Raw genomic sequence first — 26,192 nt, forward strand, 5'->3', positions numbered from 1 at the left:
GAACCACCGCCTAATCCGTAACTTCTACTGAAATTTTGAATATTTGTCCAACATTAACAACTTCAGGAATTGTAATTGCTGATATAACAGGAGCTTTAGTATCTAACGTCACTGTTCTGGTTACTGTTGAACTTTTCCCTGCTGCATCTATTGCTTTTACAAGAATTGTATTTGCCCCCTCCGAAAGCGTTAATGTTGTGCTAAACACACCGTTACTGCCTACACTAACATCCTGTTCTGCTCCATTATTCAATTTAACTGAAACCGTTATCTCTGGACTTGTCACGTCTTTCGCTGTTCCCGAAACCGTAACTAACTTATTATTTGTAATAAGATTATTGACCGGAGAAGTAACGGAAAGCTCTGGAGGTACAGTATCAACAATAAAGGACACGCTTCTTTGTACGCCTATGTTTCCATCATAATCAGACGCATCACATTTAATTGTATTTGTTCCATCAGGCAAATCGGCGGTAATTGCATATGTACATTTATATCCTTTTGTGATAGCTGTCTTGGTGATTCCATCTTGGATTTTTCCGCCATTATTGATTATGATTCCTATTGACTCTGGATTCACGCCAGAATCATCATCTGTCACCTGCCATGTAACAGTCGGCCTATTGTTCGTTGTTCTTTCATCTTCCGTAGGACTGGAAATTGTAATTACAGGCTTCGTCGTTTCTTTTACCTGTAATTTACAGTTATCCCCCAAAGTAGAATTGGTATCATTTACTATATCAGTATTTCCTGCATCGTCCGTCGCTTTTATCGTAATAGGATAGTAATGTCCGCTGTTTACGTTATAGGAACTTTTATTTGGCGCTGTGATTGTTGCCTCATATAATTTCGTTTCACTATTGTATGTAAGATTGTAAGTTTGCCCGTTAATAGTAGCTTGTACCGCTTTTACTGCCATTAAATTCTCACCTCTCTAAATATCCCTAATCTAAATGGAAGCCGTCTTAATCCGGCTTCCTGATTGTCAAGGATTGTCTTTATTGATAATATAGCGTTTTCAATACGGTTTAATTCGTTATAGTCGATAAATACCCCGTTTGAATAAAAAGTTTGAGATTCGCCGAAGTTTTGTATAAATGCATTGCTGTTAATAATTTCTAAATTTCGTTCAAACAAATTGAACTGGTCTGCATAAAAATATTGCTCATAAGATATGTAATCGTCTCCCATGTCTTGAACGTCAAAATGTTTATACAGTTCAACTGCTTTTTCATGTAAATACTCCAGATTATTTTTAATTCGATTATAATCTATGTAATTGAACCTATCTGTCTGTTTCCAATTAATCCTGGGCGCGCTCCATTTTGAAACATAAATATCATCATTTGCAATCGCAATATTTCCTGCATCATCACGCGCTGTTATATCTACTTGGTGGTTCCCTGCCTCTCTTGGAGCCGTCAGATTTCCAGAATAAGTATTTTCCCCCTCATTATTTAAGTCTGTGCTGTCTCCTGACAAATTTGCGATTACCTTCGTTACTGCCATGACATAGCCACCTTTCTTGCTTTCATATTACCGGACCATGCTCCACTAAAACTTATGTCATTCTGATAAGTTCGTATTAATGCATCATCTCTATTTTTTAATTCAAGATAAAACAAATCATTAGCGTCTGTGCGCGGATCTCCACGCCATGTTATATCGTATTCAACATCTCCAAGATAATAGGCTGCAAGCCATTCTTCTAAATCTTTTGCATGTTGTTCAGTGCTAACGAGAGGATTACTCCATTCAATTTCTTGTCCATTCACATTGTGATTTACTTTTAAATATGTTTCATCTGCAACATACTCATACCCTTCAATCATTAATTCAATTTCTATTTCTTTTGTGACCTTCGAAAATTTCAAACGTACAAAATAGTTGCTTGATTCAAGAATCTCTACCGAAATACTATCATTATCTTTTATAGATGCTTTAAATCCATAAGAAGGAATTGCAAAATACACAACATGTTCCATATCTTCTGTTAATGTAATTTTCTCCGAAAGAAGTTCTCTAAATCCTTCTTCTGATTCACGATAATTTGTCTTTTTCACAGATATAGTTTTTATTTTTTCCTGTCTCGTCCCTGTAGGATTCGACTGCAAATCCATTGTTCTTGTCAGCCTATAATCCGTAACATCATTAATTAGCACATTATCAACGGTTATTCTTGTATTTGGATAACCCTTTGTAAACTCTATTTCCATCCTGTTAAATTGTTCAAACTGTTCATCAGAAAGATATACCAATTCTGGTTTTTCAACTGTGACAGTTTCAACCAGAACATCCGCATAATATGTCCTTATTACAAATTCTTGTGGCGCAACATTTCTAAAATTAATTAATAACCCGAAAGCATCAAAGCCCGATTCGAGGCTTATTGTTATTACTGGATTTTCCACAAAATTTCCAGCTTCATCCGCTATGCTATTACTAATATACCCTGTTTCCTTATATTCTCCCTCACCCTCTCGCGGCAAAAAGAAAAGACTTCCATCCACAAGAGAAAAGTCATTACTTGCAATCGCATAAGCAGCCTTTTTATTGCTTTTCAACAAATTTTTAATGCTGCTGTATTCTGTTTTGTTATTTACTGAAACTAACATATCCGGCACGAATGAAGATTTCATGTGTATTCGATTCTGCCTGTCCTCATACAACACACATCGTCCTGCATTTGCAATAATCTGCAATGCCTCAGAATATTTTACATCTGGAATAGGATTGTATACTGTAATCTTCTTTAAATAAGAGTCTATGTAATACTGCCGTTCATCTGTTATTCCTGCGCTCTGCAAAACCTCTATTGCAAGGTCATATAAAGTAATCCCGTCTGGTCTATACTGGCCTCCATAATAAGTGTCATCCAACTGATAAAATCTATCTGTAGCCGTAAATTTAGCCTCCACATCATTTGCAGACCAAGTATTCAAATATCCTGTAGTTTCTGGCAGCCACTCTATATCTCCACTTCCAGTTACATCATATCCAAATGCCATCTTCATTTCCTGTCCAATTTCCATATATGCAATCGCACTCTCTGGATTGTCTGGACTATAATATAAGTCTTGATTTTCTATTGTAACACTTATATCTTTGCTTGGTATTGTTTCGGTAATCGGAGATATATAGTCTTTAATGCTACAATTCATAACTTTATCATTTGTAAATGTATTCGCAATCCCAAAAGTCATTTGATGGATTCTTAAACGCCCTTGTCCATTTACCATCATACTTGGCCGTATAATTATAAACGATGTACCATCAAAAGCATCTTCAGTAACAAATAGCTGCTTATCATTTGTATAGCTTTTTATCCCCAAATCTGTCTCAACTGTGAACTGAATAGGATAATACTCGCCAAAATCAATGGTCAGTCCTTTAATATCAAGTCCCGTCACGCCTCCAAAAGAAATATAAACGACGCCCAATAATTCCTCTGTTACAATTCCGTTATTATAGAATGTATATCCTTCATCTTGTTCCGGCAAGAAATACATCGTTCCATCCACATGCGAAAAATCTTGCTCCGCTGTAGCATACACTTTACTTACCGTATATCCATCAAAAGCTTTCTTTTCATCTGCATAATATGTCAATTTTGTTTCTTCGTCCAATACAGCGCTATTTTGCGCATCCGAATTTACAACCCCTATCGTAACTTTGATATATCCACGATTGCGATTAGGCTTTTTCATGGCTTCTATGTATTCTTTGCTTGCCAACTGCATAATCCATCACTCCAGTCCAGCATCTATCAGATTAAACTTGCAATTCTCATATTGCGTAACAATATGCCTGCTTTTGTCTACCCACAATGGCGTTGCCGTTCTATCGCCAGGATACATAGTAACAGTGACCGGCAATCCTGTTCGATAATCCTCAAACGTAACCGGAATATAAAAAGGCTCAACCGCTTTTAGCATCCTCTGCCAAACTGCCGCGTCAAGCCCTACCCATTCCATATTATCTAGTTTAAACTGGTCACGCCCTACTCTTTGGCCAACAACGGCATTATTCGCATTGCGTCCGCTATTTACTGTTGTTGTGATCGTATAACTAAATCCCCGACGTGGACACGGAAAATCATATCCATTTACATTTAAAAACGCCGAAAGCCCACTTCCGACAACCCTTGTTTTTCCAAAAGCCATCTGCACCATCTCCTATTAAAAAAAGAACGCATATTTTTAAATAGCGTTCTCTTGTCGTCTGTTTTATTAAAATTTCTTTTTACAATTCACGGCAAATAGTTGTATAGTCCAATATTTTACAATTTTTTAGAATATGCTTTATCTTAAATCAAAAATAATCGATTTTTTATTTTAAAAAAGCACCTATCCGTAGATAAGTGCCCTGCCATTCCTATACTTTATTTAATTTGCTATCAACTCTCAAAAAACTCTTTTATATCTTCTCGTTTAATAACAGTTCCTTCTCCTCTGCAATACGCTTTCATCCACGGACTCTGGTTAAGTGTCAATTTTAATAATGTAGTTGTTGAGTATGGGGATAATCCATCTATTATATTGTTAATATGCTTCCTATCTTCTTCACAAATTACTGTTTCATCAAATTTCCTCCTATGAAATCCTATATTCTTATAATCAATATACAAATAAGTATCTATATATGGGATATATCCTCCTCCATAGCTCTTAAATTCATAGTAGACCTCCGGTACTACCGGCCCAAAATTCCACGCCTGAATTTCCTCACGAAAACAAGGGAATCCCTCTTTATCGGATAAATAATCCGCCTGTATAAAATATAAAAGTTTTTGAAGCTTCAGATTCGAAATTTCATACTTCTTTTTATTGCAATAATTAATTGCATATCTTGCAACATCCATTACTTTATATGTCATTTCCCTGCTCCCATATGTCATATTTGAAATATCTGTTTTTTATTTGCAACAATTAAGCGGCAGATTAGATTTCTCCACCGCTTAATCATCACGTTCAGCTTATTTACAGTTCTTTTCGAAAATGCGCATTGTCTTATTTTTCTTCAAGTTCTTTTCCGTTCCATAGGACAAATTCAAGTTCTGGCTTATGTATCTTTCGCCCTACGGCGGTAATCTTGCCCCTCGCATAACCGCGCCTACAAGTCTAACGTCTGCTGTGCGTTCACATTATTAATCTGCTCTAAAAGGAAGAACGGCGGCTCGTATTTCCTTATTATCTCTACCGCCTGTTCGCATTGGCTGCGCTTAAGACTTTTATACGTTTTAACGCCGAAGTTGTATTTCAGATTCGCATAAATATTGTTATACGCTTTCTGCCTTATGCCTCTATTCTTGTAAGCATTACTTTGCTTTCCGCCCAGCACTGACACGCCTTTCTTTTTCACCGCTTCTGTTATGCGGTCAGCTTCTATCGGCAAAATTGGTAAGTCCATCTTAAAGGCTTCTAAATCCGCCTTTACCGTGTCGATTTCCTCTTTCAGCTCTACATGCCCCTGCGCCAGTAGTGCAATCTTTCCATCCGTAGTCTGCGGAAGTTGTGGTTGTTTCGGCATAAACGCTTCTGCCAGAATATCCTTTGCCCGTAGCTGGTAGTCAAGGAGCTTTTTTGAAAATTCTGGTCTTTCTTCCCTTGTCTTTTGCGTAATGCTGATTTTCGCAAGCCACAACGGAATAAAATCATTTCTTATACAGAAAACATCTTGCACTCCCTGATTTGTTGGAAGGGGGATCTGATTAGACCCACCTTCTCCAAACACCATATCTTTCTTGATGTTCTTAATCTGTCTCTTCATTTGCCCTTCAGTCATGTCAAGAGCGTTACATACCCATCTGACTCCAACCCAAACATTCGCGTCTTTATCTTTCGCCGCCATAATAGAATCGCCGAGTACATCAACATTCTTTACAATCAGATTATTCATGCTGCTACGCCCCCTCTCATTGTCATATAGTTTTTGAGGGTAGCATATACGCCTTTTAAAATAAAAACATCTTTTTCTCGCTGTTCTTCTTCGCCGCCTATCATTTCTGATAACGGGACGTCAAGTGCATTTGCCACTCTTATCAACGTAGACAGTTTGATGTCTTTTCTTTCACCGTAAAGTATTGATTGAAAAGTGCGATAACTCATATCGCACCGTATAGCCGTCTCTGCTATATTCCATCCTCTTTTCTCCATCGTCACCAAGATATATGTCCTTATATTCTGCAAGCATTTCTCTGTTGTTATCTCACGCATTATTCCGCACCACCTTTCCCACTCTCAAAATGTTTCATCACTCGGTCTTTTAATTCTTTCTGACCGTCCAGATGCCCCATTCTGTAAGCGTAGATGATTGCCTGCGTCTTTCCCATGTAAGCGTTATCCGCAAGATTTACAAGCATTAAATACTCCCGTAAATCCCATATATCCTCGCCATGATAGTCCGCTGTGCGCTTGTCAAATTCCTCCTTGATTTTCTGGATTTCCAGTTCCTTTTCAGATTTTCCCATAAAAAAATCTCCTTTCAGTGTTTGACAACAACACCAAAGGAGGATATAATTACTATATCAGCACCTTTGATGTGTTGTGAGTTAGAGTAGTCGCTTACCGCCAAGTATTCCGACTACTCTTTTTCTTTTAATTCTTTATAGACCTTATCAACACCAATCCTGACAATTTCAGCCATTGATTTTCCTGTTTTTTTAGAACAATACTCAAGTTTTTTAATATCGTCCTCCGAAAATCGTATAGGCATTTGTTTAGTCTTAGGATTGTCGGTCGGTCTGCCTGTTCTAGGCGACAATGTATCATCTCCTTTCTTTTGTATATGCAAAAGTATAATATACCGATATACAAAAGTCAAGAGGTTTTTAAAAAAAAGTGGAGTAGTTATACTCCACTAATCACTTTAACAAAACGCACATTATATTTATAATGGTGAATATGTTCCCATACATTTAAAACCTTCTATAAATAAATATGATGTATCATACGTATAATCTTCCCCATTTCTTTCATATGAAAATTGAACACAGAACATATATGTTTCGTCATCTAAATTGAATGTACCAGAAACTTCTGCTTTTTCTTCCTTTATCAAAACGTGTATATTATCCTGATATTCGCTATAATAATCAGGAAATGAACAGAATGTTTTTAAATTAGAATTTACAATATCTTTTGCTATTTGGTACATATGCAGCGAAGTATTTTCCTCGTATGGCGTCTTATCTCTAAAACTCGGGTCGTATTCTGTAATATTTCCAGTTTCAAGCTCTGTATACTCTAGGCCCGTATTATGCCATGTTGTACCTACAGATATATTTTGTTCTGGTTCATAAAGCGTTGTTGTTGGGAGCGTATCTCCTACAACGCTATTTGTAATAACATATTTGTAATTAAACCAGTCCTCTTCAATCATATCTTTATACAGTTCTTCTCTATTTGAAAGAAATTCCTCTAGATCATCTTCGTATCCATTGATGACACAAGTAATATATAATATCTTTTCTTCATTTGCGATTTCTGTTTCTGCAAAACTAAATTTTGTTTCATCTGTATCAATGTCCTCTAACTGTTTTTTAACTTTTATTAAATCCGAATTATTTTCTTCAATTAACTCATCTTTCCCTTTAATATCCTTATCATATTTTGTTTGCGTCTCTCCCGAAGAGCACCCTGTCATCATAACTACGCACAATACAGCGAATAAACATACCTTTTTCATTCTCATCCCTCCCGCACTATGATACCCCAATCATACCATACTGGAGGGCTTTTGTCGATTGGTGGTAAGAAAATAGAGAGGCATTTCTGCCCCTCTATTATCCTGTAAAACTATATCCCATTCTGCTTCTTCCTCTTGTATTTGCCTGTGCGATTTCCCTATCTCCTATATTTACGCTCAAGTCTTTATCCGCTGTTTCTCTTGTATTCTGTGCAATCTGCTGTAAATATGGAGCAAGAATTTCCGCAACTGCTTCTTTCACGCCTTCCTTTATTCCCTGCTGAATATTCTCATTATTTGCAACTGCCGTCTTTCCATTTGAGAACTGTCCAACAAGCTCATTGTGATTTGCCATAAATAGGCCGTCCTCTGGGAAGCCACCAACTGAATAAGCCGGAATTAAATCCGACCAGTTAATCGTACCGATACCGGCCGCATATCCATGCCCTTTCCATCCGTTGGCCAGACTACCGTATCTTGATAACGTGTACCGGATTGCCGCGAGCATATTTGATAGAGGGTCCCAAATATTTGTGTCATACCCTGGATATGCATATGATTTAAAAGTAGGGTCAATAACTTGCATCAGTCCTTTAGATGGCGTACCGTTTTGAGCGTTAATATCCCAATCATTGATAGCGTTAGGATTTCCGCCTGATTCTGTTTGCATCTGATATAATAACAAATCTAAATTTGATTCCGAAAATTGCCCTGTCATTCTCAAAGCAGTTTCCGCCAGTTTTCTCCACTGTTCTACTCCGGCTGATGGATTATATTTTACAACTAGCATTTCATCAAAAATCTTCTGAACATAACCTACAGCATTGTCTACTAATGTCTTTGCGCTGTATGCCGCCATGTCTCCGAATATTCCTTTCCATCCAGAAACATTTGTATATTTATCCGTCGCAATCTGCAAAATTCCTTTTGGGTCATTCAAATAGTCAAGAACGCTTCCCTTGTATCCGCTAATTGATTTCCAAGCACCTCCAAAAAAATCACCAATTCCTTTTGCAAATTTCGGTATACCATTCAAAAATGCTTTTGTTTCATCCGCAGGCATAATCTTTGTGCCTTTTGCCAAGGGGAGCATAACATTACGTCCTTCTGGAATAAATGCTTTTCCATTCGGCGGCACTATAAGCTCTTTGTATGTATTACCTTTTTGGTCATTTACTATCCCAAAAGTATCCTGCCCTATTCCGTCTGTTCCATTTGCAAAAGTCGGTGCTGTCCACAAACTAATAGATTTTCCTGCCCCTACTTCATTAAGAAGCCAGTTCATGCCTCTTATTACACCGTTAATAGCTTCTTTTATCGGGTCTACAATCTTATTCGCAATTCCTTTGAAAAATCCACTAATACCGCTAAACGCAGAAGTTATGGCATTATAAGCACTTTCAAAAGCACTCTTAAAAAAGGCTTTTACGTCCTTAAATACATTTTTAACGCTATCCCATTTTTCATGGAAATATAAATCAATAGTTCTAAATGGTTCTTCTGTATTTTTTTGCGCATTCGTAAAAACCTGTCGGAAGAAGTCTGGAAGTGTCAACAATACTTCTTTAATTGAATTAGAAGCAGTCTGAAAAATACGTGTCATATTATCAGGGATCGTTGAAATAATACTGTTTATAAATTTTACAAATATAGCTACATTAATTTGTGAATTTAATATCGCATCATTTAATCCATTAATTAACCCCATTCCTGCATATACGCCTATATCATACATAGCTTTTGATGGCGAATTTATTATAAAGCCCTTTTTCGCACCTTCTAGGGTACTATTGGCTAAACCAATGCCCGCCTGTGTAATATCATAATCTTTTGTCCCCATTCCATCTAGCAAACCCTGACTCGCATCAATTCCTACAGTTTTTAATTGTGAATATATTCCTTCTCTTTCATCCTCTGTAGCTCCACTAATTTGTGATAAAAGATTAATTGCACTTTCCCTTGTATCATATTCCATACTATCCAGCGCACTCAATAGCCCCTCATTTACTGTCCCAACACCAAGACTGTTAAACTGATCTATAAGAGGTTGCCTTTCTGACTCGGAAGCACTCTGGATCTGGCTCAATAAACTAATTGCTTGTTCCTGAACATCTGGTTCTGATTGTGACAATGCCGAAATAATTCCATCATTTACGATTCCAACACCAAGTGACTGAAAAGAGTATACTAATTGATTTTCTGAAAGTGCCTTTCCAGACTCCATCTGTGCTAAAAGCTGGATTGTAGATTGTTGCACCGAAGCTCCTTGTCCTGCAAGTGTTTTTATAAGTCCCTCATCTACTAGAGTTATACCCATTTGTTGGAATATAGACAATAATTCATCCTGTTTCGCAGCTTGTCCATTCGCAATTTGCATAAACATATCTAAAGTAGACGCTAGCACCGATGGTTCCATTTCCGTAAATGAACCCACAATCGAATCTGGTAATGAGTATCCGATTGTGCTAAAAACCGTTGCTAGTTCTGTAGCTTTTATATCGGCTCCATTCTGAATAGCTGTGAATACGTCCAATACACTTTGCTGAATCTCTGGACTTTGTTCTGATAAATTGTCAATAAATCCCTCTGTTATAGATATTCCCAAATTTGAAAAAGTTCCCACCAGAGAAGCTAGCGTTTCAGCAGAGAGAGAAGCCGATCCAGAAACTGTCTGTAATGCTTCGGGCAGTTCTTCTCCTACAATTTGTGCTGCCATTCTCGTATCAATTCCCAAATCTTCTGCTTTTTCTAATACTGCTTCATAAGCCCCTTGTGCTGTAGCTCCAGAATCTTTTGCATCCCAAAATGCATTATTTAATTGCGTAATTCCATCTAAAGACAATCCTGCTTGGTTTGCAATTTTACTTACTGCAATTTCTAGTCCTTCATATGCTTCTTCCATGTCTATAGAGTCTAAATTTATGCTTTCCGATGTATTTTTAGATACAGTTCCAAGACCTTCAATAGACGTAGAAAGAATATCTATCATTTCTTTTGTAGTAGAACCATTGCTTTCTACCGTTGCAAGAGCTCGACTTGCATCATCAGACGATACTCCGATACCTTCTAATGCTTTTTTGTACAAAGCCCCTGTCTCTTCTGCACTCATACCAGCACTTTCGCACTGTTCTTTTAAGGCAAATAATTCCTCGGCCTCATCTGCTGTAATGGCTTTAGCGTCAACAAGTGCTCCTGTCATATCGCTAAAAGCGGCGCCCATCTCTGTAAGTTCTCCATTTCCACCTTGCAGTTTTTCTACTGCTTTTGCAAATTCTCGTACAGCTATTGTTGCTCCACCAATGGCTATAGTAATTTGTCCGGCAGTTGAACTTAAAGCTGTCATTAAGACGTTTTTTAATGTGGCAAACCCACTGGAACTTGTTATTTGCGTTGCCGCCGTTGCTGCTCCACTGGAAGCAGAAGTTGTAAATAAATTTTGAAAAGAACTGCTTAAAATTTCAAAAACTGTATTTCCTGTAAAAAATTTTGCTATGGAATTAACAAATGGCAATAACTTCATTGCAATTTCAAAATTGATAATCGCTTGAACAAATTTTCCGGCTGATGTTTCGCCTAATCCTTGCCACAATTCAGAAAATACTTTTGATAATACAATTACAAGTTGTGACAAATGTTGTGCCCAATCTATTTCAGATAAAAATTGTGCAATGCCTCCTGCAAATTCACTCCAATTTATTTTAGATGATATGTCTAAAAGAGTCGCAAAAAAATTATCCATAAAATCTTCTAGTGCTCTTCCATTTTCAGACCAATTTGTCTTTGAAATAAAAGTGTTAATTCCATTTATTACATTATCCGCAAATTGTTCCCATGAAAATGTCTTAGAAAAATTAAGTACTATATCAAAAGCACCATTTAAACCATTTGCAAATGTTTGACCTATCGTTGAAAATCTGATGCTTTCAAAAACTCCATTTAATGATTCAGCAATACTTTTTCCAAGTTTAGACCAACCTGTTATTCCAGCCCCTTTTTTTCGTGATAGTTTAGTTACAACACCAGACAGTACATCCCACGAAATCATAAAATAGTTTCCGATTGCTTTTCCTAATTGTTTCCAGTTTATAGATTCTATTGCGCCCTCTATCCCCTTTGAAATGTTTTTTCCAAGAGCATAAAAGTTAATTCCACCTGGCCCATTTATCTGATTAAATGTATTTACAATAGTATTTATTCCTTCTCCAATAGTTTGACCCATTAAGTCCCAGTTAATATTATCAACTATACTATTAAATGTTTCAGTAAAAGCATTGGCAAAATATGTTATTCGAGGCCCTACGTTATCCCAATTAATTGCATCATAGATTTTTTGCATACCAATATTAATTCCATCTGCAATTATTTTCCCGAGTTTTCTCCAATCTTCTGCTAAGGCTGCTTCTCTTAAACGCTTAGCAAATTCAGCAACACTTCCTTCAACTTTGACAGTTTCAAACATATCAGAAGGAGCCAAATCTATGCCATTTCCACCAATTCCGCTTCCAGAACTGCCACTATTACTATTTGATGTATCAGAAGTTTGTGGTTGAACGTTAAGTTCATCAATTCCTAATGTATATGATTGAAATTCTTTTGCTGCCTTAGTCGCATCATTTATTCCATCCGCCGCATCTTTCGCGCCACTTCCTGTTTCTGTTAAAGAGGCACCATAATCTTGCCAGACTTTTTTCGACTGTACGACTACCCCTTTTCCAGTCAATGCCGCCATAAATCTCCCAACCGCATTTAATGCTGAAGAAATCATTTCTATGAATATTTGTATATATGGCGCCACTATATTAATAATCGGCGCAAAGGCTACTGTCCACGAATTTTTTAAATAAGTAAGCGCAGATACCATAGATGAAATACTATAGTTATATTCAGCACTATACTGCGTAAGGTTGTCTGAACCTTCTTTTATTGCGCGCTGAACTGCGCTAATTCCTTGAAACACAAAAGAGAAGGCCACAGACGAACCAATCATTCGCCCAAATGACATTCCATTTACTTGCTTTTGCGTTCCAACTAAAGCGTTTTTTAATTTTTCAGCCATTTTAATTACTGACTTTAATATTTTAGAAGCCAATTTCCCAAATTTTGAAAAAGCATTTTCTACACTACGCAGGTTTTTCTGTATATTTTTTAGATTAAAAGATAATCTTTGAGCCTCATTCTCTTCTTGGGCTGAACGGCTCATTTCCTTGTCGTATTTCTTTTTTGCCGCTGTTACTTTTGCAAGATTTTTAGCCACTTCGTCATATTCTGTGTCACCTTGTTTAAAGCCTTGTGAAGCCAAATTGGACAGTTCTGCTTTCAATCGCTTTATTTGTGCTTCGTATGTATTAACAGAAGTTGGATTAAATGCTTCTTCTAAGTTATTTAACTTAATGGACGCTTCTGCCGCTGTTCCTCCAAATTTCTTTAAAACATCATCAAAATTTTTTAACCCCTCTGCTTCTTCACCAAATACCATCCGCATAGCTTCAGGATTGTAATTAAGAGAGTTTGGGGATACAAACTCCTTTCTTGATACTTCAGATTCCGAACTTATATTATTTTCTCCTCGAGTTATCGTAAATTTAGGTGCCGCACTTTTTATTTTACCAATAGCTTCTCGATATATTTCAGCTTGATTAGTTGCCTTCTGAATATCATAAACAAGGCTTTCCCATGATTTCCCCAGCTTTTCTGTGCCTTCTAATGATATTTTCTTTTCAAGTCGATCATTTAATCGCTTTACTGTTTTTTCTGTTTGTTCAGCCTCTTTCTCTAAATCCGATAATCCGATATTTGACAAATCAAGATTTCTTCCCGCATTTTGAAATTTATCAAATAAGTCATCAAGGGATTTTGCGGCTTTCTCTATCTCTTTCGTCTTTACTTTAGGAGTAACTGACTGCTTTGAAATAATTCTTGCCTTTTCCGTTATAGAGTCCAATTGCTTTTTTGTATCTTCAAAACCTTTTAAATCAATCTTCCCTAATTTCCCTAAATTTGAAGAAAATGTGAGAACATTCTTCAAAGATTCTGTTATATCATTCAATTTGCTTTGAACTTTATCAAGATATTCCAAAGAACTCTTTGCAGATGTTTCTATTTTTATTTCAAGACTATCTATTTCTGCCATTTTCTCACACTCCTTACTATTTCAAGGCATAATAAAAGCACCTACCGAAGTAGATGCTAAAATGCAAATTATTTTTTATTTACTTATCCATTTATATCCGTATGCCGTCCTGCCGGACTTATCTATCACCTTGTGTATAGCTTTATAATTTACCCCTAACGCTTTTCCTGCGTCAGATATTCTTTCAAACGTATTTATTGCTTCCCCTGTGTCTTTATCTATTTGAATAATAAATCTTCCTTTTTTGTTAAGTTTATATTTTTTTATATCTTTAATCGGAAATTCTTCTTCATAAACAAATATAAAACCTCCAGCTCTTTTATATTTCCCGATTAGTACTCCACTTATGGTGCTTCTGCTAATTCCTGTTTCTTCCGCCGCTTTACAAACACTATCGAATCTTTTAACGAAGTTTCCTCTATCATCACATTGAATTATTTTCTTTTTTCTTGCATTTTCTGGTTTTATATATTCTTTTGCACCATTTTTCATATATTCATCTTCAAACATAAACATATGATTTTTGCAAGTTAAAAGTTTTCCCTTACAGCAAAGAAGAACATTTACATTATTATATCCATCCTTTTCAGCGTCTCCTGCGCTTCTGTATCTCTTGACAAATTCACCGTTAAGGGTTAGGCAAACCACAGCTCTCGCATTATGACCGCCAACGCCACCCATATTCATATTATAACCATATGGAGAATACGTTCTCCATTCTTGAATATATTTCTTTTCTAATTCAATCGCTTGTTCTTCTGATTCTGTAGTTTCAATAATTTCAAATTCAAAATTATCTATGCCATACTCTTTAATTTTTTGATGAAATAGACAATCTTCTCTTTCATAACATCTAAGATGTTCCCAAACTCTAGACCTGAAATCACATGTTTTCCCAATATATAGTTTTCCATTTGCTTTATTTACAGCTTTATATATATAGTATGTTCGCATTAAATCACCTCATTGCTATTATAACATTTTTTATCTTAGATTCAATGCTTTTAATAAACAGACAGCAGGATTTGACTCGCCGCTGTCCTTACATAATTTTTGTTTCAGGCAATCCTCTTGCCTTATCATTCGCAATCCATCGTTCCATAGCGAGGATTTCTTTTTCCATTTCTCGCTTTTCCCGTTCTTCTTCAGTCAATCCCGCATATTCTAAGAATTTTGATAACACTGGTTCTTTGACATATTCCGATTTTGCTTTCTTGCCATTTAGAGCCCTGTCAATCGCTACCGTTACGGCTGACATCGTATATTGATTGGAAAGCCAATTCATATAATCCTGTTGCTTTATACGCTCTCCATACCCTTTCATCATGGATTTAATGATTCTCGGATTCAGAGTCCAGAACTCGCTCCAAGAAACACCGATTATATTCGCTTTAGGAAACCACTCGTTTTCAAAAAACTCTCTCTGCGAACGGTACAATGGCGCTATTTCTTCTTCGGCTTCTCCGCTGCAACTTCTGCTTCCTCTGTCTCGCCCTCTGCATCCTCCGTCTCCTCTTTCTTGTTGAGACTGCGAAAAAAATCAGACGCGTTCATTTCATTAGAAATAATCTCCATAATTTTAGTAAAATCACCGCCAGAGATTATGTGTTTCTCCATTTCTTGTCCGGCAAACTGCGCTCCACGGCCAGAGCAGATAGCAAAATATGCCCTTACCATGGACATGGGTTTTCTCTGAATATCACCCATGGAAACGCCCATATCCTCTAAATCGCATACCGTATTAAAAGTAAAAGGTTTTGCGTTGTATTCTTTCCCATTAACTTCAAATGTTTTCATAGTCATTACCCTCCATTTACAAGGAGGGGACACCCCGTAGGGTGCCCCACTCGTTTACTTATTTTTTTCTTCCTTTGCTTTTAAAAGTTGCTCTGCTGAATTTAAACGTAATAACGTCCCTGCTATCAACAGCCACCGTAAATGTATCCGATTTTGTTACGTGGAAAACATTATTGGCTTCAAACAGAATGTCCTCTTTCGTTGGAACACCATTCTTTTTAAATGTCATTGTCGTTCCACTTTTCTTGAGTGTGAACGGGAAGAAATAGCCCTCCTGCTCGTCCGGTTCTGAACCATTAAATCCCGTATAATCAGTAACATATTTGAATGTTCCTTTTACAGTACCGTCCTCTAGCACTTCCATTCCATTTTCCACCATGTCCCCAACGGTCTTACCATATAGCTCCTGACCTGCCGCCGGTATCTCTATGTCAGGAGATGTTATTCCCCCCACCTTTGTTACTGCAAATGTCCCATCTTCGTTATCTACCACTTTGTAATCGTCTGTACATTCTACGGCAGATGTATTCGGAATAATTGTCGCCGACATTTCAAGGATTTCGTCTGTTCCTCCCACATCTGAAGGTGTCGCCGTTGCCTGCCCGATATATGCGTATTTTGCAACGCCTCCAATGCCATCCGTTCCATATAACTGCATAATTTTGAGTTTCTTCCCAGAAAGTTTGTTAATTGCTTGCAGATATGTTTTCTCAAGGTTTCCTGTCACTTCTTTTGAATCAGAAGTTTTAATACCCATTTCAAATGTCTGAGTATCATCTTCAAGCGTGGTACTCTCCACTGTATTCGGCGCAGATGCCGGAGCAGGAATTGACTTTGCTCTCACTAACAAATTGTACGTCCCTGCAAAATCAATCGCCTCATTTACATCTCCATCAAATTCTGCGAAAATTATTCTAGCTAAATAGCTTGTTGAAGCCATAAAACTTCACTCCTTTCTACCGCTTAACTGTTTGCGGTCAGCGAATACCTCTTTCGGTATCCGGCATAAAAATAAGAGCCAATCGGCTCTCTGATTTACTTGTTACAATATGTCGTTCTCGCCAATCATTCGGCGAAAGCGTGCTACACTTCTGTATACGCTTGTAGTGTTTTGGAACTCCGGCATAGCGATAATGGAAAATCGCATTTTCTTCATAATTTTCACGATCTGATCCATGACATCTTGTGCTTCGGACTGCTTTGTATTGGTGCTGACCTCAATCTGATAGGTGACAAGTGCCGCGTTAAGGTTTTCTCCCGACAAATCCTCGCCCTGCTCCATACTTCCCATCTGGTGAACATACACCGTAGGAAACTTCGGATTAGTGTCTGCGCGGTCGGAATTGGTGAATTTAAGGTTCGGATACTTCTTCTTCGCCTTTTCGGGAAACTGCGTTTTTATCCGTGTGAATATCTGCGAATCTAACATATCAAGCATTTAGTCCACCGCCTCGTAATTTTTTGCAAAGACATCAGGTTTACATGGGTAAAACTCGCCGTTTACACCTTTGATGATATAATCGCCAACTCTTGCCGTCATAGTTCCCACAAGTGTATTGATTTTGGCGAAAAAATAATGTTCTGTATCTCCAAACGCCCTAAATTCTCCGCTTGTAAATTCAATTAGTGCAGATACTCTTTTGTCATCATCAAGAAACTGCAACGCTTCAATCACAACGGGTTTCTTTCTATATCTCATGCCCCGAACACCTCCCTTGCAATCTTCGGAATCTCTCTCATAAGCTCCATAGATGTTTCATACATGAATGGACGGCTCGGCATACCTTGCGTAAAATACCATTTTCCGTCGCGCGGATAAAACCATCCGTATTGCCCCGGGCTTATTTCAAAAATTGTTTCGCCCGAATTATAGTCCCACGCAACTCCTTCTGGAAATGGATAAGGATAAGCGCCCTCCTGTCCGAGTTGTCCCGTACCAAATTCAACGAACGCAACGTGTCTAGAATCAGCAACAATAAAAAAGACAACCGTGTTTTTACCACCGCCGCCTTTCTGTGTATGTATGCTGTTTAACAACTCGCCTGTGAATATCGCGTCCAGTCTCGTCACGTTAACTTTTGCTATCTGTACACCACGGTCGGCCAATTCCTGCACAAACCGCTGGCACTTTCCCTCAAGTGACTTCTGGTAGTCCTTCAACTGCTCTTGAAGTGCTTTAATTCCGCTAGGCGAAAGCGTTGCCTTAAATACCTTTTTTGCCATAAAACCACCTATAATTTTCTGATTGTTTTTCCGCTATCGTTTAGCAAATAAACTTCCTTGTCCATATCAAATACATAAGTGACATCTTTGTTCTTGTCAGAAAGCATTACTACTTTCACACATCCACACTCATAAATGGGCTTGTCAGAAATATAAGTAAGGTTAGCACCATTCGTTTCTTTTCTTATCTCGCAGTCTATTTTTTGTGAAATCTCTTGAATTAGCCTTAGTTCTTCAACACTGTCGTTTCCACAAATTTTTTCTTTAGTAATCTTTACTACCGTAGCAGTAATCAAGTCTGCGTCGGCATAAGACCAATTATTTTTAAATCCTTTAAATTGTAGTATCATTTTTCTATCTACCTTCCTATCTCTCTTTTACAAAATATCCAGTTCTTGAAACACCTTGAAGATTTTCGGAGACTGTATAGCGAACCAGTCTACCATTTCCTCATTCCTAGCCCATGATTTTTCACAAGGGTTTGCCGATGCTTGTAAGCCACTTTCATTTAAAAACGCATGGATTATTTCGTGCCTTAGCGTTTCGCTGATGAGAAGTTTCTTTTCCTTTTTTGTGTAATCCCCGAAATTTTCCTTATCATCAGTATCTACAACAACAATCAGCGGCTCGTCATCACAACAATAGCCGCTAAAATTGTTTTCTTTCAAAACTTTATCTTTTGAAGTTTTGCGAAATTTAATTTTGTATTCAGTTCCAAGAATGTTTACTGTCTTGCTATCCATACCGCACCTACTTTACAATCCGCTTGAGCAATACCTTTGTAAAATTAAGGCTGTCAGAAACGCGTTTAATGGCATAATCCGCGGACTTATCATCGACTATGGTATTATTCTCGTCCTTGTACTTTACGGGGCTTGTATGCCACAATATAGACGTTTCAGTAAGTGGTACAGCGCCTTTCTCAAGGATAAGTACCGCGTCAAAATCGCTGACATCCAGTCCGTACTCTTTCGCCTCTGCCTCGCCACCTGACATCGAAATGTTTGCCTCAAAGTCAATAGGTATATTATATATAGTTTCCATTTCACCAGTTCGTAATGGAATTTTATTGCCGTTTTCATCTAAGTAGTAAATAATATTCCCATCACTGTCCTCGTAATGGTCATAGATAATATTCCCGTCCTCATCACGGACATATCCTTCTATTTCTTTCCCGTACAAGGCGTATTTCATTGGTTGCATGTTTTTTCTAAGCAGTCTCATCAGTTTTTCCTACCTGCTTAATAATCTGATTCACATATGTACTTAATCCGGCAACAAGAACGCCTTGTATAATCGCCGTAAATATAGCCATTGCAATTTCCTGCGCCGTTCCGAATGTACAGGTTGCCAGTACCCACACAGCACACAGCCCAATTCCTATCGCACCGAGAATTAGTGGGATATACTTGTCAGACACTTTCTCGGTCTTTTTCAGTCCCATTCCGATAAAATACAGAACAAACGCTACAATAATAAGTTCCGGCTGTACATAGTTCATAATCTGTTCCATTTTACATTCCTCCTATTCCAATTTTATAAAATACGAATCCTATGATAATTCCGATAATAGTAGTCGCGATATATCCCGTAATCTTCCGCCACTTTTCTCCATCTCGCCCCTCTAAAGTTTCCAGGCGCTCTCCCTGACTTTTCTGTTCTTTTGCCATCGTCTCCATGGATACGGCAAGACGTTCTACTGATTGAGCTAAATCTTGAATTTTTTCTACCGTTTTTTCAATATCTGTAATCCTATAATGGATTCGCTTATGTTCATCTGCCATACGTTTTGCAAACTCGTCATGTTCTGCTCGTGTAATTGGTGTGTCCAATTTCCGTACCTCCAAATTCTGTTTTTGTACAGCTACCCTCCACCTCTAATGCCATACGCCCTGCGCCTTTCGGCACGCACAATCTTCTATAAAATCTTTACAAACGGGATTACTTCCGCAAGTATCTTCTCCCGGTCAATCCAGTTTCGAGATGTTCCATTTTCACTAGATGATGTCTGGAACTCACCGCCTTCTTTGTTGTAGTCATACAACACCAGATTTACAATAACGCTTTCAAAACGCTTCATGTCTTTCTCAATCTGTTCTTCGCTATAGCTTTCAGGGTAATTCCTGCATGAGCGCACATCATCCATAGCTTGTGAAATAAGCTGTTCTAAAACCGGATTATCCTCTGGTTTGTCAAACACGATCTTTTCATTTTCTGTGCCTTTTTCATCAATATGAAATTGTCGCAACCGGATTTTTACCTGTTCAAATATCGTGTATGACATAGCCTCTCCTCCTACAGCCCAAGCACCTCAACCAATTTCTTTTTGAGTTCTGCTCCCGTCATGCTTTCACCGTTTGTAATCCCGTAAATTTTTGCTGTCTCTCTTAATTCAGACACATTCATTCGCTGAATTTCTGTTTTGGTATACAGACTTTTTTTATTAGGCTCCACTTCGCTTTGAGAAGAAATATGCGGAGAAATTTCTTCCTCCGCATCAACGGGGACTTCTTCTCCCGCCTGATAGTACCTACCGCTGTAATTCACCATATGGTCGTACTTCATAAGACAGCCCCCTATTTTACTTTAATTACAAAGATTGTGTCCATACCCTCGAAAGAAGGAAGCACAATCTGGGAAGCTGTCGTGGTTACAGTAAATGACGGTTTGTATTCATTCTGAATTGCAACCGCAACGCCGTTTGCAAGAACCGAAATATCTACGGGCGCTTTAGGAATATTCATAAAGTTACCGATAGTGGTAAGTTCTTCCGGCGTAGTGCCTCTCCATGTATTTCCAAGTTGTCCGCTACCAAGAATAGTAACGTAGTCATCAGGATAAAACTGTTCCTGATTACCCTCGTAATCTTCATACATCTTATCGTACGGAATCCACTCAAGGCGAAGTTTTCTTTTTACGACATCTTCTACCGCCGCATCATCAACAAAATTAATAGCCTGTCCTGAAATAGAAACAAGCGCACTTTTTACCTGCTCATTTTCAAGCAGATAATCAAATGTCTTGCTTGTACTAAGAACTGTTGTTGCTGTCACGCCAATGCTTGCCAGATATTTTATCGCAGTTCTAAGGTCAGTCAGCGGCTTCGCCGTTGTCGGCTTATCCCATATTGCTGTGCCTTCCAGTGCAAGATAATTCGTTTTCTTCCATGAACCATCAGGATCATAATCGTATGTATGCACCATATTATCTGCCATCGGGATGGAAATTTTCATCTCCCCATTAACCGGCGCAAGCAAGTTCATTCTCATGCACTCTGCTGAGATGTCTGCCCCTTCAACCAGTACCTCCGCATCATTATACAGAGAGTCAATAACCGGCTGTAAAAATGGATCGTTGCTGTCTTTAATTCTTGAAATTTCCATAAGGTCATGTTCTTTGACAATCATGCTTTCACGGAAAAGAGGCATTTCCTCTTTTGTCATCTGCGCCTGTCCTCTCGGACGGATAGGCGGTACAGCGTCAAAATTGGACGGCTTTAAAGCAACCCCAAGTCCTCTGTGTGTCTTAATCCACGGCAAATCAATTCCCATTTTTTTCTTATTCGGGAAAAATGCTTCGCCTAAAAACGGAATTTTGTTACTTGCGGCTTCTGTGAAATATGCCGCAATCGCTTGTGTATTGAAAATATCCGATAAAATCATAATTTTTCTTCCTTTCTTCTCATTTTTGCAAATAAAAAACCGTGCTTTAGCACGGCCTTTTAGCTATTTTGAATTTTTATGATCCTCCACCAGAAGTAGTGGCTGTAGCCGCAACAATTGGCTCTTCAAATCTGATGCGGTTGCCAGCATTTACCATCGCTGTTACCAGAGCACCATCATATGTTAAGCCACTGTTTGTCTGCGCTCTTCCGGTATGTACATAAGCTTCTGTAAGTATTGTTCCCTGTGGTCTACTCTCGCGTACATCCATAAGTAAAATCCCCACAGCACCTGTCCATGGCGTTACCGATACTGGCGCCCCATCTTTGTTAATTGGTGTACCCGCTTTAACAACCTTTTCTCCGGTATCATCCTCTGCGCTTACACTTGTAAAATCAATCGTCATAGGCACACCTTTAAAGGGCGGCCTATTCAAAATTTCTGCGCCACATCCAAAAGTGACATTTTCAACACGCATATCTCCTCTTGCCATTTTCTTTACCTCCTATAATTATTTAAAATGCTTTCATTTGCGGCTCCTGCTCTTTTCGCTGAAGCAATTGCCATTTCTTTTCCAATATTAGAATCGCTGCCTTCTCCCCCTTGCCCTCCTGGGTTAGTCGCTTTCTTGGCAATCTCCTGCTCTTTTGCGGCTGCCGCTGCCGCTTCTTTATTAGAAATAATCTGACCAAGAATTTCATAGTCAAAACTTCCGTCATCTTTTACAATCTGACTTGCCTGTTCTGCATCAACCTTAAATTTTTCCATTGCAAGACTTCTCTGCGTTCTGATTGCGTCAATACGCTCCAGTTCAGCAATTCGGTTGTTTGCCTTTTCCAACTCTGCCCTTGTCTTTTCATCTTCAGACAGCTTTTCAGAGTTGATTCGGTCAAGCTCTTCTTGTAATTCTTTCGCTTTCTGCGCATCGGTTTTGTATTTCTCAGCCCTGCTCTTTTCTGTTTTAGTCTCTTCTGTTACAGTGTCTAAATATTTTGTTACCTGTTCCTCCGTAGGTTCAGAAATTCCTAAATCAATTAACTTCTTTTTTGCCTGTTCTCTTGTCATATTATCTCCTTCCTTATTCAATCCGCACACTTTGTTACGTCAGTTCGCTCTGCACTCGGATTGTACTGATTTACGCTCACAGTTTCGCTAATTTTATATAGAAAAAGGCAACCGCCGATTATTCCTCGGTAGTTGCCTGTTTTCCCTCATTATTAAATTATCGTTAATCTATAATTGCTTTTTCAAAAGGTATTCCTCTTGCCATTCTTGCCTTCACTTTTTCATACGAAAACCCTATATCCTCACTCCATTGTTTTAAAGATTTTCTTTCTCCATTATGGCTTATGTAGTGATTTCTTCTTGTATTATTCATTTGTTCTATATCTGTCGCCCACCTACAATTTGATGGACTATAATCTCCGTTTGGATTTATTCTATCTATACTTAAATCATCTTCATATCCATTTGCAACCGCCCAATCATAGAATTTCTGAAAATCATCAAGCCACTCTTTGCAAATCCCAATACCTCTACCGCCGTAATCTTTATAATTCGAGCAATTAGGATTGTAACATCGTGTTTTCATCCCTGTATAAATATGATATATACGAGTCTTCGATTTATCGTGTGTTACAGCAAATCTTCCATTTCGTACCACATCCTTATTATAACATCCACAACTTTTCGTATGTCCGTTTTTTAACTGATCTGCTCTAACAATCACTTCGCTTCCACAATCGCATCGACATTTCCAAAATGTACGCTTTTTATCTTTTGAAAAATGAGAAAAATCAATCACCTTTAATCTGCCATACCGAGTTCCCTTCAAATCTATTGATAAAGATTTTCCTTTGTTTAACTCTGTAATTTTCTCCAGTGCTATGCAACCGCAACTTTGTGTCTTTCCACTCCTTAGACGATATGTCGTGGTTATCGTTTCACCGCCACAATCACAATAACATTTCCATTGTGCTTTTCCGCTTGGTAAGTTTTTATCTCTTTCAACCACCGTCAATCTTCCAAAACGTTGGCCTATTAAATTTGCCACTTTAGTCATCAAGCTCACCTCCCTGTTTAATTTTATTATATCATAGTTGCTAGTTACCTGCAAGTTACCAGCAAGTTACTTGACAGCAATTCTGAAAATGATATAATAAATATATTATACTAGGAGGTGTTGTTATGCCAACAGGTCAAATCGCAAAAAATAAAACAAAAACAACTATCGTAATTGAAAAAGAATTAAAAGCAAAGCTTGAAAAAATTGCTCAAAAAGAAAACCGTTCTTTTAACAATCTTATTACGAGTGTTATGTCTGACTTTGCAGAGAAGTACTTTCAACAGTAGATTTTTTCTCTTGCTGATTATTTATGTTATCTAAAATTTCTTCTGCTTTTCTCTGTTCTTCCTCTAGCCCCAATTCATTTATTTTGTCATCTATCGTTTTATACAGAGCATCTAAATACGGCTTACTATTCAAATAAACTTTTTCAGCATCATTCCATAAGCCGCATGTACGGATGCAAACAAGCGGATTTATTCCCGATTGTAGCAACATTTGTAATACTTGTGCCTTGACTTGCATATTATCCTGCGGACTGTGCGGTATATTAACATCAAAATCTGCTGTTGTAATTTTCAAGTCTTTCCCCGACACTCGCAAAATGTTTAGTACAACTTCTGCCAGACGCTTCTCAGCTTCTATTACATAGGCATCTTTTAATTTTGCTCTGTTTTTCGCAAAATCCCATCCTGCTCTCAACTGAACAGCGCCCATTGTTGAGCCTCCGTCACTTCCATCCTGCTTTGTCGGAATCGCCAGAATACTTAAAGCATTGTCCCACAAGTCCTCTTTTGCCACTTGGCTTTGCGTCTGGTCAAGAGAATTTGTCATCACATCAACATCTGCTTTATTTTCCGATCCGTTATTGGACTTTACGACAAGCGCGCCCTCCATCTTCATTTTTCTAAATTCTTCTGAATCAATTTCGCAATTAACAAACTTAATCCATGCTTGTATAAATTGTTCAATCCCGTCCATCCGATTGCTCTGCATTGTATTTATGCTGTCAAGCAAAGTAATTACAATCTCAATATCGGAAAGGCGGTCATAATTATTAGGGATTTCTACAATGGGAATACCGCCAAACGCATGAAGTTTAATTTTTTCCAGTTTTCCATTTTTAATTTTAAATTCCTTATTCTCCGAAAAACAAAGATAGTATTGCTGGCCGTCCATGTCTTTTAATTCCTGCACCGCTAAAATCGGTTCTTCTGTATATGAAGAATAAATTACAAAAGTATTCATCGGAGTCGGAACGGTAATTCGGAATGGTTTTTCCCCGTGTCCGGTTCTTTGCGCCGCCAAGAATGAAGTTCCTGTAGCAGACTTCCATTCTCCTTGCGTTACATTTCTTTGATATTTAAAAGCATTGTGCATATAGTTGTTTAGTTCGTCTATTTTGTCGTTTATCGTCTCGTCCTTACTCCTGCTTACATACTGTATTGCTTCTCCGTAGGTTTGCGCCACATTAAACTGCACGATTTCATAAGCGTGATTTTCCACAACCTTATTAACAATATCATCTCTAATCAGCTTTATACGGTACAGAATTGGCTGATCTCCGTTTTTATATGTCCAAAGATATTTTGCAATTTTCCTGTTGAAGTTAAACGCTCCTGTATTATCTGCGACAATCTTTAAAACATTTTCTTCTGAAACTTCCTCTACATCAGCATATGCAATTTTTCTTCCATATCTGCCTTTTACAAGGTCTTGCAAATACATTGTATTCATATATTTCTCCTAAATAAAATTCATGCTTCTCTTTCTCTAAATTCGGAATTTCTCCACTATAAAAAAGTTTTTCCAGAACTACAATTACGTTTTGGAATATCTTTTCTTTCAACTTCTCCTGTATCGACATGATACACAATCCGCTTATTACATTTTCGGCAACGGAAAATCACATTGATCGTCGAACGCCCGTCCCATGTGCCAACCTTGCGTCCACATTTAGGACAATATATTGTTTTTGGTATATAAATCTTCATATGCTCTCTTTTCCGCACGAAAAAAGCACCGCCATTTCTGACGATGCCTTTTCGTACTTTAGTGAGGAATAAGTGAATGAACGAAAAACTTGTTTGGTGTTTTTCCAATTATGATAATATCATAAAAAATCGTAACATATGTAACAACTTTAACCTTTTTCCATGAATCTTTGAAACGCCATTTTGACACTTCCTTCTGTATTACCGCCGCCAATACGATCTGCCACTTTATTCCACGATAAATTTTCAAGAAATCTCAGATTGATAATTCTTCTCATTCTGCTATCACCAATACCTGTTATAAACTCCTCCACTTCGTTTGTTTTCTTTAATAAATCAAATTCCAATAATTCAAGCGTTGATTTTCTTTGGCTTAATAGTAACCTTTTCACCATTAAGTCTGTTTTTTTCTTCTCATACTCTGGAAAAGGAACTCCTTCAATGTTAAAGCTCTGTTCTCCGCCCAGGCCGCCTCGAACCTTGTCTTTCACCAGTTCGCCGCTTTCTATTCTAGTAATAACTTTTTCCAATGTGTCTATTTCTTTATTAAGTTTTTCAATCTTCTCCCTGATTTCTTTAATTTCTTCCTGCAAATCGCTATACTGAATTAAAATTTCTTTTGAAATCATATACCC

32 protein-coding genes are annotated in these 26,192 nt (G+C 37.8%); 1 reads left to right on the plus strand and 31 read right to left on the minus strand.

From position 1 onward, the window contains the following. Positions 1–10: 10 nt before the first annotated feature. From ACZ5C4_RS13280 to ACZ5C4_RS13420, 29 genes are all read right to left on the minus strand, one after another. Positions 11–919, minus strand: coding sequence for an Ig-like domain-containing protein (locus tag ACZ5C4_RS13280; protein WP_464521421.1), 909 nt, complete (start codon positions 917–919; stop codon positions 11–13). After that, on the minus strand, positions 919–1,509 hold the full coding sequence (locus tag ACZ5C4_RS13285) for a hypothetical protein (protein ID WP_464521422.1): 591 nt from the start codon (positions 1,507–1,509) through the stop codon (positions 919–921). Before ACZ5C4_RS13285 ends, ACZ5C4_RS13280 begins: the two co-directional genes overlap by 1 nt. Continuing rightward, positions 1,500–3,740 (minus strand): hypothetical protein, encoded by a 2,241-nt coding sequence (locus ACZ5C4_RS13290; RefSeq protein WP_464521423.1) that lies wholly within the window; start codon positions 3,738–3,740, stop codon positions 1,500–1,502. Before ACZ5C4_RS13290 ends, ACZ5C4_RS13285 begins: the two co-directional genes overlap by 10 nt. 6 nt (positions 3,741–3,746) lie before the next feature. Continuing rightward, the gene (locus tag ACZ5C4_RS13295) at positions 3,747–4,163 is read right to left on the minus strand and encodes a hypothetical protein (RefSeq protein ID WP_464521424.1); all 417 of its coding nucleotides are present in this window, start codon (positions 4,161–4,163) and stop codon (positions 3,747–3,749) included. 233 nt (positions 4,164–4,396) lie between these two features. After that, positions 4,397–4,876, minus strand: a complete 480-nt coding sequence (locus tag ACZ5C4_RS13300) for a Panacea domain-containing protein (protein WP_464521425.1) — start codon at positions 4,874–4,876, stop codon at positions 4,397–4,399. 236 nt (positions 4,877–5,112) lie between these two features. Continuing rightward, the gene (locus ACZ5C4_RS13305; RefSeq protein ID WP_464521426.1) at positions 5,113–5,898 is read right to left on the minus strand and encodes an ORF6C domain-containing protein; all 786 of its coding nucleotides are present in this window, start codon (positions 5,896–5,898) and stop codon (positions 5,113–5,115) included. Next, positions 5,895–6,215 carry a helix-turn-helix domain-containing protein gene (locus ACZ5C4_RS13310; RefSeq protein WP_464521427.1) on the minus strand — a complete coding sequence of 107 codons (321 nt, stop codon included), beginning with the start codon at positions 6,213–6,215 and terminating at the stop codon, positions 5,895–5,897. The genes ACZ5C4_RS13305 and ACZ5C4_RS13310 overlap by 4 nt, the downstream gene beginning before the upstream one ends. Continuing rightward, positions 6,215–6,469 (minus strand): hypothetical protein, encoded by a 255-nt coding sequence (locus tag ACZ5C4_RS13315; RefSeq protein ID WP_464521428.1) that lies wholly within the window; start codon positions 6,467–6,469, stop codon positions 6,215–6,217. Before ACZ5C4_RS13315 ends, ACZ5C4_RS13310 begins: the two co-directional genes overlap by 1 nt. A gap of 113 nt (positions 6,470–6,582) precedes the next feature. Continuing rightward, positions 6,583–6,762 carry a hypothetical protein gene (locus ACZ5C4_RS13320; RefSeq protein ID WP_464521429.1) on the minus strand — a complete coding sequence of 60 codons (180 nt, stop codon included), beginning with the start codon at positions 6,760–6,762 and terminating at the stop codon, positions 6,583–6,585. A 126-nt stretch (positions 6,763–6,888) separates the two neighbouring features. Next, positions 6,889–7,686, minus strand: coding sequence for a hypothetical protein (locus tag ACZ5C4_RS13325; RefSeq protein ID WP_464521430.1), 798 nt, complete (start codon positions 7,684–7,686; stop codon positions 6,889–6,891). 97 nt (positions 7,687–7,783) lie between these two features. Then, positions 7,784–13,816, minus strand: coding sequence for a transglycosylase SLT domain-containing protein (locus tag ACZ5C4_RS13330; protein ID WP_464521431.1), 6,033 nt, complete (start codon positions 13,814–13,816; stop codon positions 7,784–7,786). 75 nt (positions 13,817–13,891) lie between these two features. Further along, positions 13,892–14,770 carry an NUMOD1 domain-containing DNA-binding protein gene (locus ACZ5C4_RS13335; RefSeq protein WP_464521432.1) on the minus strand — a complete coding sequence of 293 codons (879 nt, stop codon included), beginning with the start codon at positions 14,768–14,770 and terminating at the stop codon, positions 13,892–13,894. A gap of 88 nt (positions 14,771–14,858) precedes the next feature. Continuing rightward, positions 14,859–15,254: a hypothetical protein gene (locus ACZ5C4_RS13340; protein ID WP_464521433.1), complete on the minus strand. Its 396-nt coding sequence runs from the start codon at positions 15,252–15,254 to the stop codon at positions 14,859–14,861. A gap of 5 nt (positions 15,255–15,259) precedes the next feature. Continuing rightward, positions 15,260–15,613: a hypothetical protein gene (locus ACZ5C4_RS13345; protein ID WP_464521434.1), complete on the minus strand. Its 354-nt coding sequence runs from the start codon at positions 15,611–15,613 to the stop codon at positions 15,260–15,262. Between the two features lie 58 nt (positions 15,614–15,671). Further along, positions 15,672–16,553, minus strand: a complete 882-nt coding sequence (locus ACZ5C4_RS13350) for a hypothetical protein (RefSeq protein ID WP_464521435.1) — start codon at positions 16,551–16,553, stop codon at positions 15,672–15,674. 102 nt (positions 16,554–16,655) lie between these two features. After that, a complete protein-coding gene (gp17, locus tag ACZ5C4_RS13355; RefSeq protein WP_464521436.1) occupies positions 16,656–17,051 on the minus strand; it encodes a tail completion protein gp17 in 396 nt (131 codons plus the stop codon). Next, entirely contained in the window at positions 17,052–17,312 is a 261-nt protein-coding gene (locus ACZ5C4_RS13360) for a hypothetical protein (RefSeq protein WP_464521437.1), read from the minus strand. It lies immediately after the preceding gene. After that, a complete protein-coding gene (locus tag ACZ5C4_RS13365) occupies positions 17,309–17,836 on the minus strand; it encodes an HK97 gp10 family phage protein (RefSeq protein WP_464521438.1) in 528 nt (175 codons plus the stop codon). The genes ACZ5C4_RS13360 and ACZ5C4_RS13365 overlap by 4 nt, the downstream gene beginning before the upstream one ends. A gap of 8 nt (positions 17,837–17,844) precedes the next feature. Further along, a complete protein-coding gene (locus ACZ5C4_RS13370) occupies positions 17,845–18,186 on the minus strand; it encodes a hypothetical protein (RefSeq protein ID WP_464521439.1) in 342 nt (113 codons plus the stop codon). Positions 18,187–18,213: 27 nt separating this feature from the next. Continuing rightward, positions 18,214–18,579 carry a hypothetical protein gene (locus ACZ5C4_RS13375; RefSeq protein WP_464521440.1) on the minus strand — a complete coding sequence of 122 codons (366 nt, stop codon included), beginning with the start codon at positions 18,577–18,579 and terminating at the stop codon, positions 18,214–18,216. Positions 18,580–18,586: 7 nt separating this feature from the next. Then, positions 18,587–19,060, minus strand: a complete 474-nt coding sequence (locus ACZ5C4_RS13380) for a hypothetical protein (protein WP_464521441.1) — start codon at positions 19,058–19,060, stop codon at positions 18,587–18,589. Beyond that, positions 19,047–19,349: a phage holin family protein gene (locus ACZ5C4_RS13385; protein WP_464521442.1), complete on the minus strand. Its 303-nt coding sequence runs from the start codon at positions 19,347–19,349 to the stop codon at positions 19,047–19,049. Before ACZ5C4_RS13385 ends, ACZ5C4_RS13380 begins: the two co-directional genes overlap by 14 nt. A gap of 1 nt (position 19,350) precedes the next feature. Beyond that, positions 19,351–19,668 (minus strand): hypothetical protein, encoded by a 318-nt coding sequence (locus ACZ5C4_RS13390; protein WP_464521443.1) that lies wholly within the window; start codon positions 19,666–19,668, stop codon positions 19,351–19,353. An 86-nt stretch (positions 19,669–19,754) separates the two neighbouring features. Then, the gene (locus tag ACZ5C4_RS13395) at positions 19,755–20,120 is read right to left on the minus strand and encodes a hypothetical protein (RefSeq protein WP_464521444.1); all 366 of its coding nucleotides are present in this window, start codon (positions 20,118–20,120) and stop codon (positions 19,755–19,757) included. A gap of 11 nt (positions 20,121–20,131) precedes the next feature. Further along, positions 20,132–20,401, minus strand: a complete 270-nt coding sequence (locus ACZ5C4_RS13400; protein ID WP_464521445.1) for a hypothetical protein — start codon at positions 20,399–20,401, stop codon at positions 20,132–20,134. An 11-nt stretch (positions 20,402–20,412) separates the two neighbouring features. Continuing rightward, entirely contained in the window at positions 20,413–21,498 is a 1,086-nt protein-coding gene (locus tag ACZ5C4_RS13405) for a major capsid protein (protein ID WP_464521446.1), read from the minus strand. 76 nt (positions 21,499–21,574) lie between these two features. Further along, positions 21,575–21,991 carry a hypothetical protein gene (locus tag ACZ5C4_RS13410; RefSeq protein ID WP_464521447.1) on the minus strand — a complete coding sequence of 139 codons (417 nt, stop codon included), beginning with the start codon at positions 21,989–21,991 and terminating at the stop codon, positions 21,575–21,577. Between the two features lie 5 nt (positions 21,992–21,996). Beyond that, positions 21,997–22,563: a hypothetical protein gene (locus ACZ5C4_RS13415; RefSeq protein ID WP_464521448.1), complete on the minus strand. Its 567-nt coding sequence runs from the start codon at positions 22,561–22,563 to the stop codon at positions 21,997–21,999. Positions 22,564–22,726: 163 nt separating this feature from the next. Further along, positions 22,727–23,560, minus strand: a complete 834-nt coding sequence (locus ACZ5C4_RS13420) for a hypothetical protein (RefSeq protein WP_464521449.1) — start codon at positions 23,558–23,560, stop codon at positions 22,727–22,729. 125 nt (positions 23,561–23,685) lie between these two features. Between ACZ5C4_RS13420 and ACZ5C4_RS13425 the strand changes: the two genes are divergently transcribed. Continuing rightward, positions 23,686–23,850 (plus strand): hypothetical protein, encoded by a 165-nt coding sequence (locus ACZ5C4_RS13425; RefSeq protein ID WP_464521450.1) that lies wholly within the window; start codon positions 23,686–23,688, stop codon positions 23,848–23,850. Here the strand turns inward: ACZ5C4_RS13425 and ACZ5C4_RS13430 are convergent. Together ACZ5C4_RS13430 and ACZ5C4_RS13435 are read right to left on the minus strand one after the other, a co-directional pair. Next, positions 23,813–25,300, minus strand: coding sequence for a phage portal protein (locus ACZ5C4_RS13430; protein WP_464521451.1), 1,488 nt, complete (start codon positions 25,298–25,300; stop codon positions 23,813–23,815). The genes ACZ5C4_RS13425 and ACZ5C4_RS13430 overlap by 38 nt on opposite strands. 406 nt (positions 25,301–25,706) lie before the next feature. Then, on the minus strand, positions 25,707–26,186 hold the full coding sequence (locus ACZ5C4_RS13435) for a hypothetical protein (RefSeq protein WP_464521452.1): 480 nt from the start codon (positions 26,184–26,186) through the stop codon (positions 25,707–25,709). Positions 26,187–26,192 lie beyond the last annotated feature (6 nt).

It is taken from the genome of Mediterraneibacter flintii (assembly GCF_055387595.1).

Bases quoted from the DNA above. Each gene is read 5' to 3' on its own strand.
- ACZ5C4_RS13425 (WP_464521450.1), top strand. From the start codon at position 23,686: ATGCCAACAGGTCAAATCGCAAAAAATAAAACAAAAACAACTATCGTA.
- ACZ5C4_RS13350 (WP_464521435.1), bottom strand. From the start codon at position 16,553: ATGGCTTCAACAAGCTATTTAGCTAGAATAATTTTCGCAGAATTTGAT.
- ACZ5C4_RS13395 (WP_464521444.1), bottom strand. From the start codon at position 20,120: ATGTCATACACGATATTTGAACAGGTAAAAATCCGGTTGCGACAATTT.
- ACZ5C4_RS13375 (WP_464521440.1), bottom strand. From the start codon at position 18,579: ATGGATAGCAAGACAGTAAACATTCTTGGAACTGAATACAAAATTAAA.
- ACZ5C4_RS13335 (WP_464521432.1), bottom strand. From the start codon at position 14,770: ATGCGAACATACTATATATATAAAGCTGTAAATAAAGCAAATGGAAAA.
- ACZ5C4_RS13360 (WP_464521437.1), bottom strand. From the start codon at position 17,312: ATGAGATATAGAAAGAAACCCGTTGTGATTGAAGCGTTGCAGTTTCTT.
- ACZ5C4_RS13435 (WP_464521452.1), bottom strand. From the start codon at position 26,186: ATGATTTCAAAAGAAATTTTAATTCAGTATAGCGATTTGCAGGAAGAA.
- ACZ5C4_RS13315 (WP_464521428.1), bottom strand. From the start codon at position 6,469: ATGGGAAAATCTGAAAAGGAACTGGAAATCCAGAAAATCAAGGAGGAA.
- ACZ5C4_RS13430 (WP_464521451.1), bottom strand. From the start codon at position 25,300: ATGAATACAATGTATTTGCAAGACCTTGTAAAAGGCAGATATGGAAGA.
- ACZ5C4_RS13365 (WP_464521438.1), bottom strand. From the start codon at position 17,836: ATGGCAAAAAAGGTATTTAAGGCAACGCTTTCGCCTAGCGGAATTAAA.
- ACZ5C4_RS13330 (WP_464521431.1), bottom strand. From the start codon at position 13,816: ATGGCAGAAATAGATAGTCTTGAAATAAAAATAGAAACATCTGCAAAG.
- ACZ5C4_RS13285 (WP_464521422.1), bottom strand. From the start codon at position 1,509: ATGGCAGTAACGAAGGTAATCGCAAATTTGTCAGGAGACAGCACAGAC.
- ACZ5C4_RS13290 (WP_464521423.1), bottom strand. From the start codon at position 3,740: ATGCAGTTGGCAAGCAAAGAATACATAGAAGCCATGAAAAAGCCTAAT.
- ACZ5C4_RS13380 (WP_464521441.1), bottom strand. From the start codon at position 19,060: ATGAGACTGCTTAGAAAAAACATGCAACCAATGAAATACGCCTTGTAC.
- ACZ5C4_RS13405 (WP_464521446.1), bottom strand. From the start codon at position 21,498: ATGATTTTATCGGATATTTTCAATACACAAGCGATTGCGGCATATTTC.
- ACZ5C4_RS13410 (WP_464521447.1), bottom strand. From the start codon at position 21,991: ATGGCAAGAGGAGATATGCGTGTTGAAAATGTCACTTTTGGATGTGGC.
- ACZ5C4_RS13345 (WP_464521434.1), bottom strand. From the start codon at position 15,613: ATGAAAACATTTGAAGTTAATGGGAAAGAATACAACGCAAAACCTTTT.
- ACZ5C4_RS13325 (WP_464521430.1), bottom strand. From the start codon at position 7,686: ATGAAAAAGGTATGTTTATTCGCTGTATTGTGCGTAGTTATGATGACA.
- ACZ5C4_RS13310 (WP_464521427.1), bottom strand. From the start codon at position 6,215: ATGCGTGAGATAACAACAGAGAAATGCTTGCAGAATATAAGGACATAT.
- ACZ5C4_RS13305 (WP_464521426.1), bottom strand. From the start codon at position 5,898: ATGAATAATCTGATTGTAAAGAATGTTGATGTACTCGGCGATTCTATT.
- gp17 (WP_464521436.1), bottom strand. From the start codon at position 17,051: ATGCTTGATATGTTAGATTCGCAGATATTCACACGGATAAAAACGCAG.
- ACZ5C4_RS13370 (WP_464521439.1), bottom strand. From the start codon at position 18,186: ATGATACTACAATTTAAAGGATTTAAAAATAATTGGTCTTATGCCGAC.
- ACZ5C4_RS13420 (WP_464521449.1), bottom strand. From the start codon at position 23,560: ATGACTAAAGTGGCAAATTTAATAGGCCAACGTTTTGGAAGATTGACG.
- ACZ5C4_RS13295 (WP_464521424.1), bottom strand. From the start codon at position 4,163: ATGGCTTTTGGAAAAACAAGGGTTGTCGGAAGTGGGCTTTCGGCGTTT.
- ACZ5C4_RS13400 (WP_464521445.1), bottom strand. From the start codon at position 20,401: ATGAAGTACGACCATATGGTGAATTACAGCGGTAGGTACTATCAGGCG.
- ACZ5C4_RS13415 (WP_464521448.1), bottom strand. From the start codon at position 22,563: ATGACAAGAGAACAGGCAAAAAAGAAGTTAATTGATTTAGGAATTTCT.
- ACZ5C4_RS13300 (WP_464521425.1), bottom strand. From the start codon at position 4,876: ATGACATATAAAGTAATGGATGTTGCAAGATATGCAATTAATTATTGC.
- ACZ5C4_RS13280 (WP_464521421.1), bottom strand. From the start codon at position 919: ATGGCAGTAAAAGCGGTACAAGCTACTATTAACGGGCAAACTTACAAT.
- ACZ5C4_RS13385 (WP_464521442.1), bottom strand. From the start codon at position 19,349: ATGGAACAGATTATGAACTATGTACAGCCGGAACTTATTATTGTAGCG.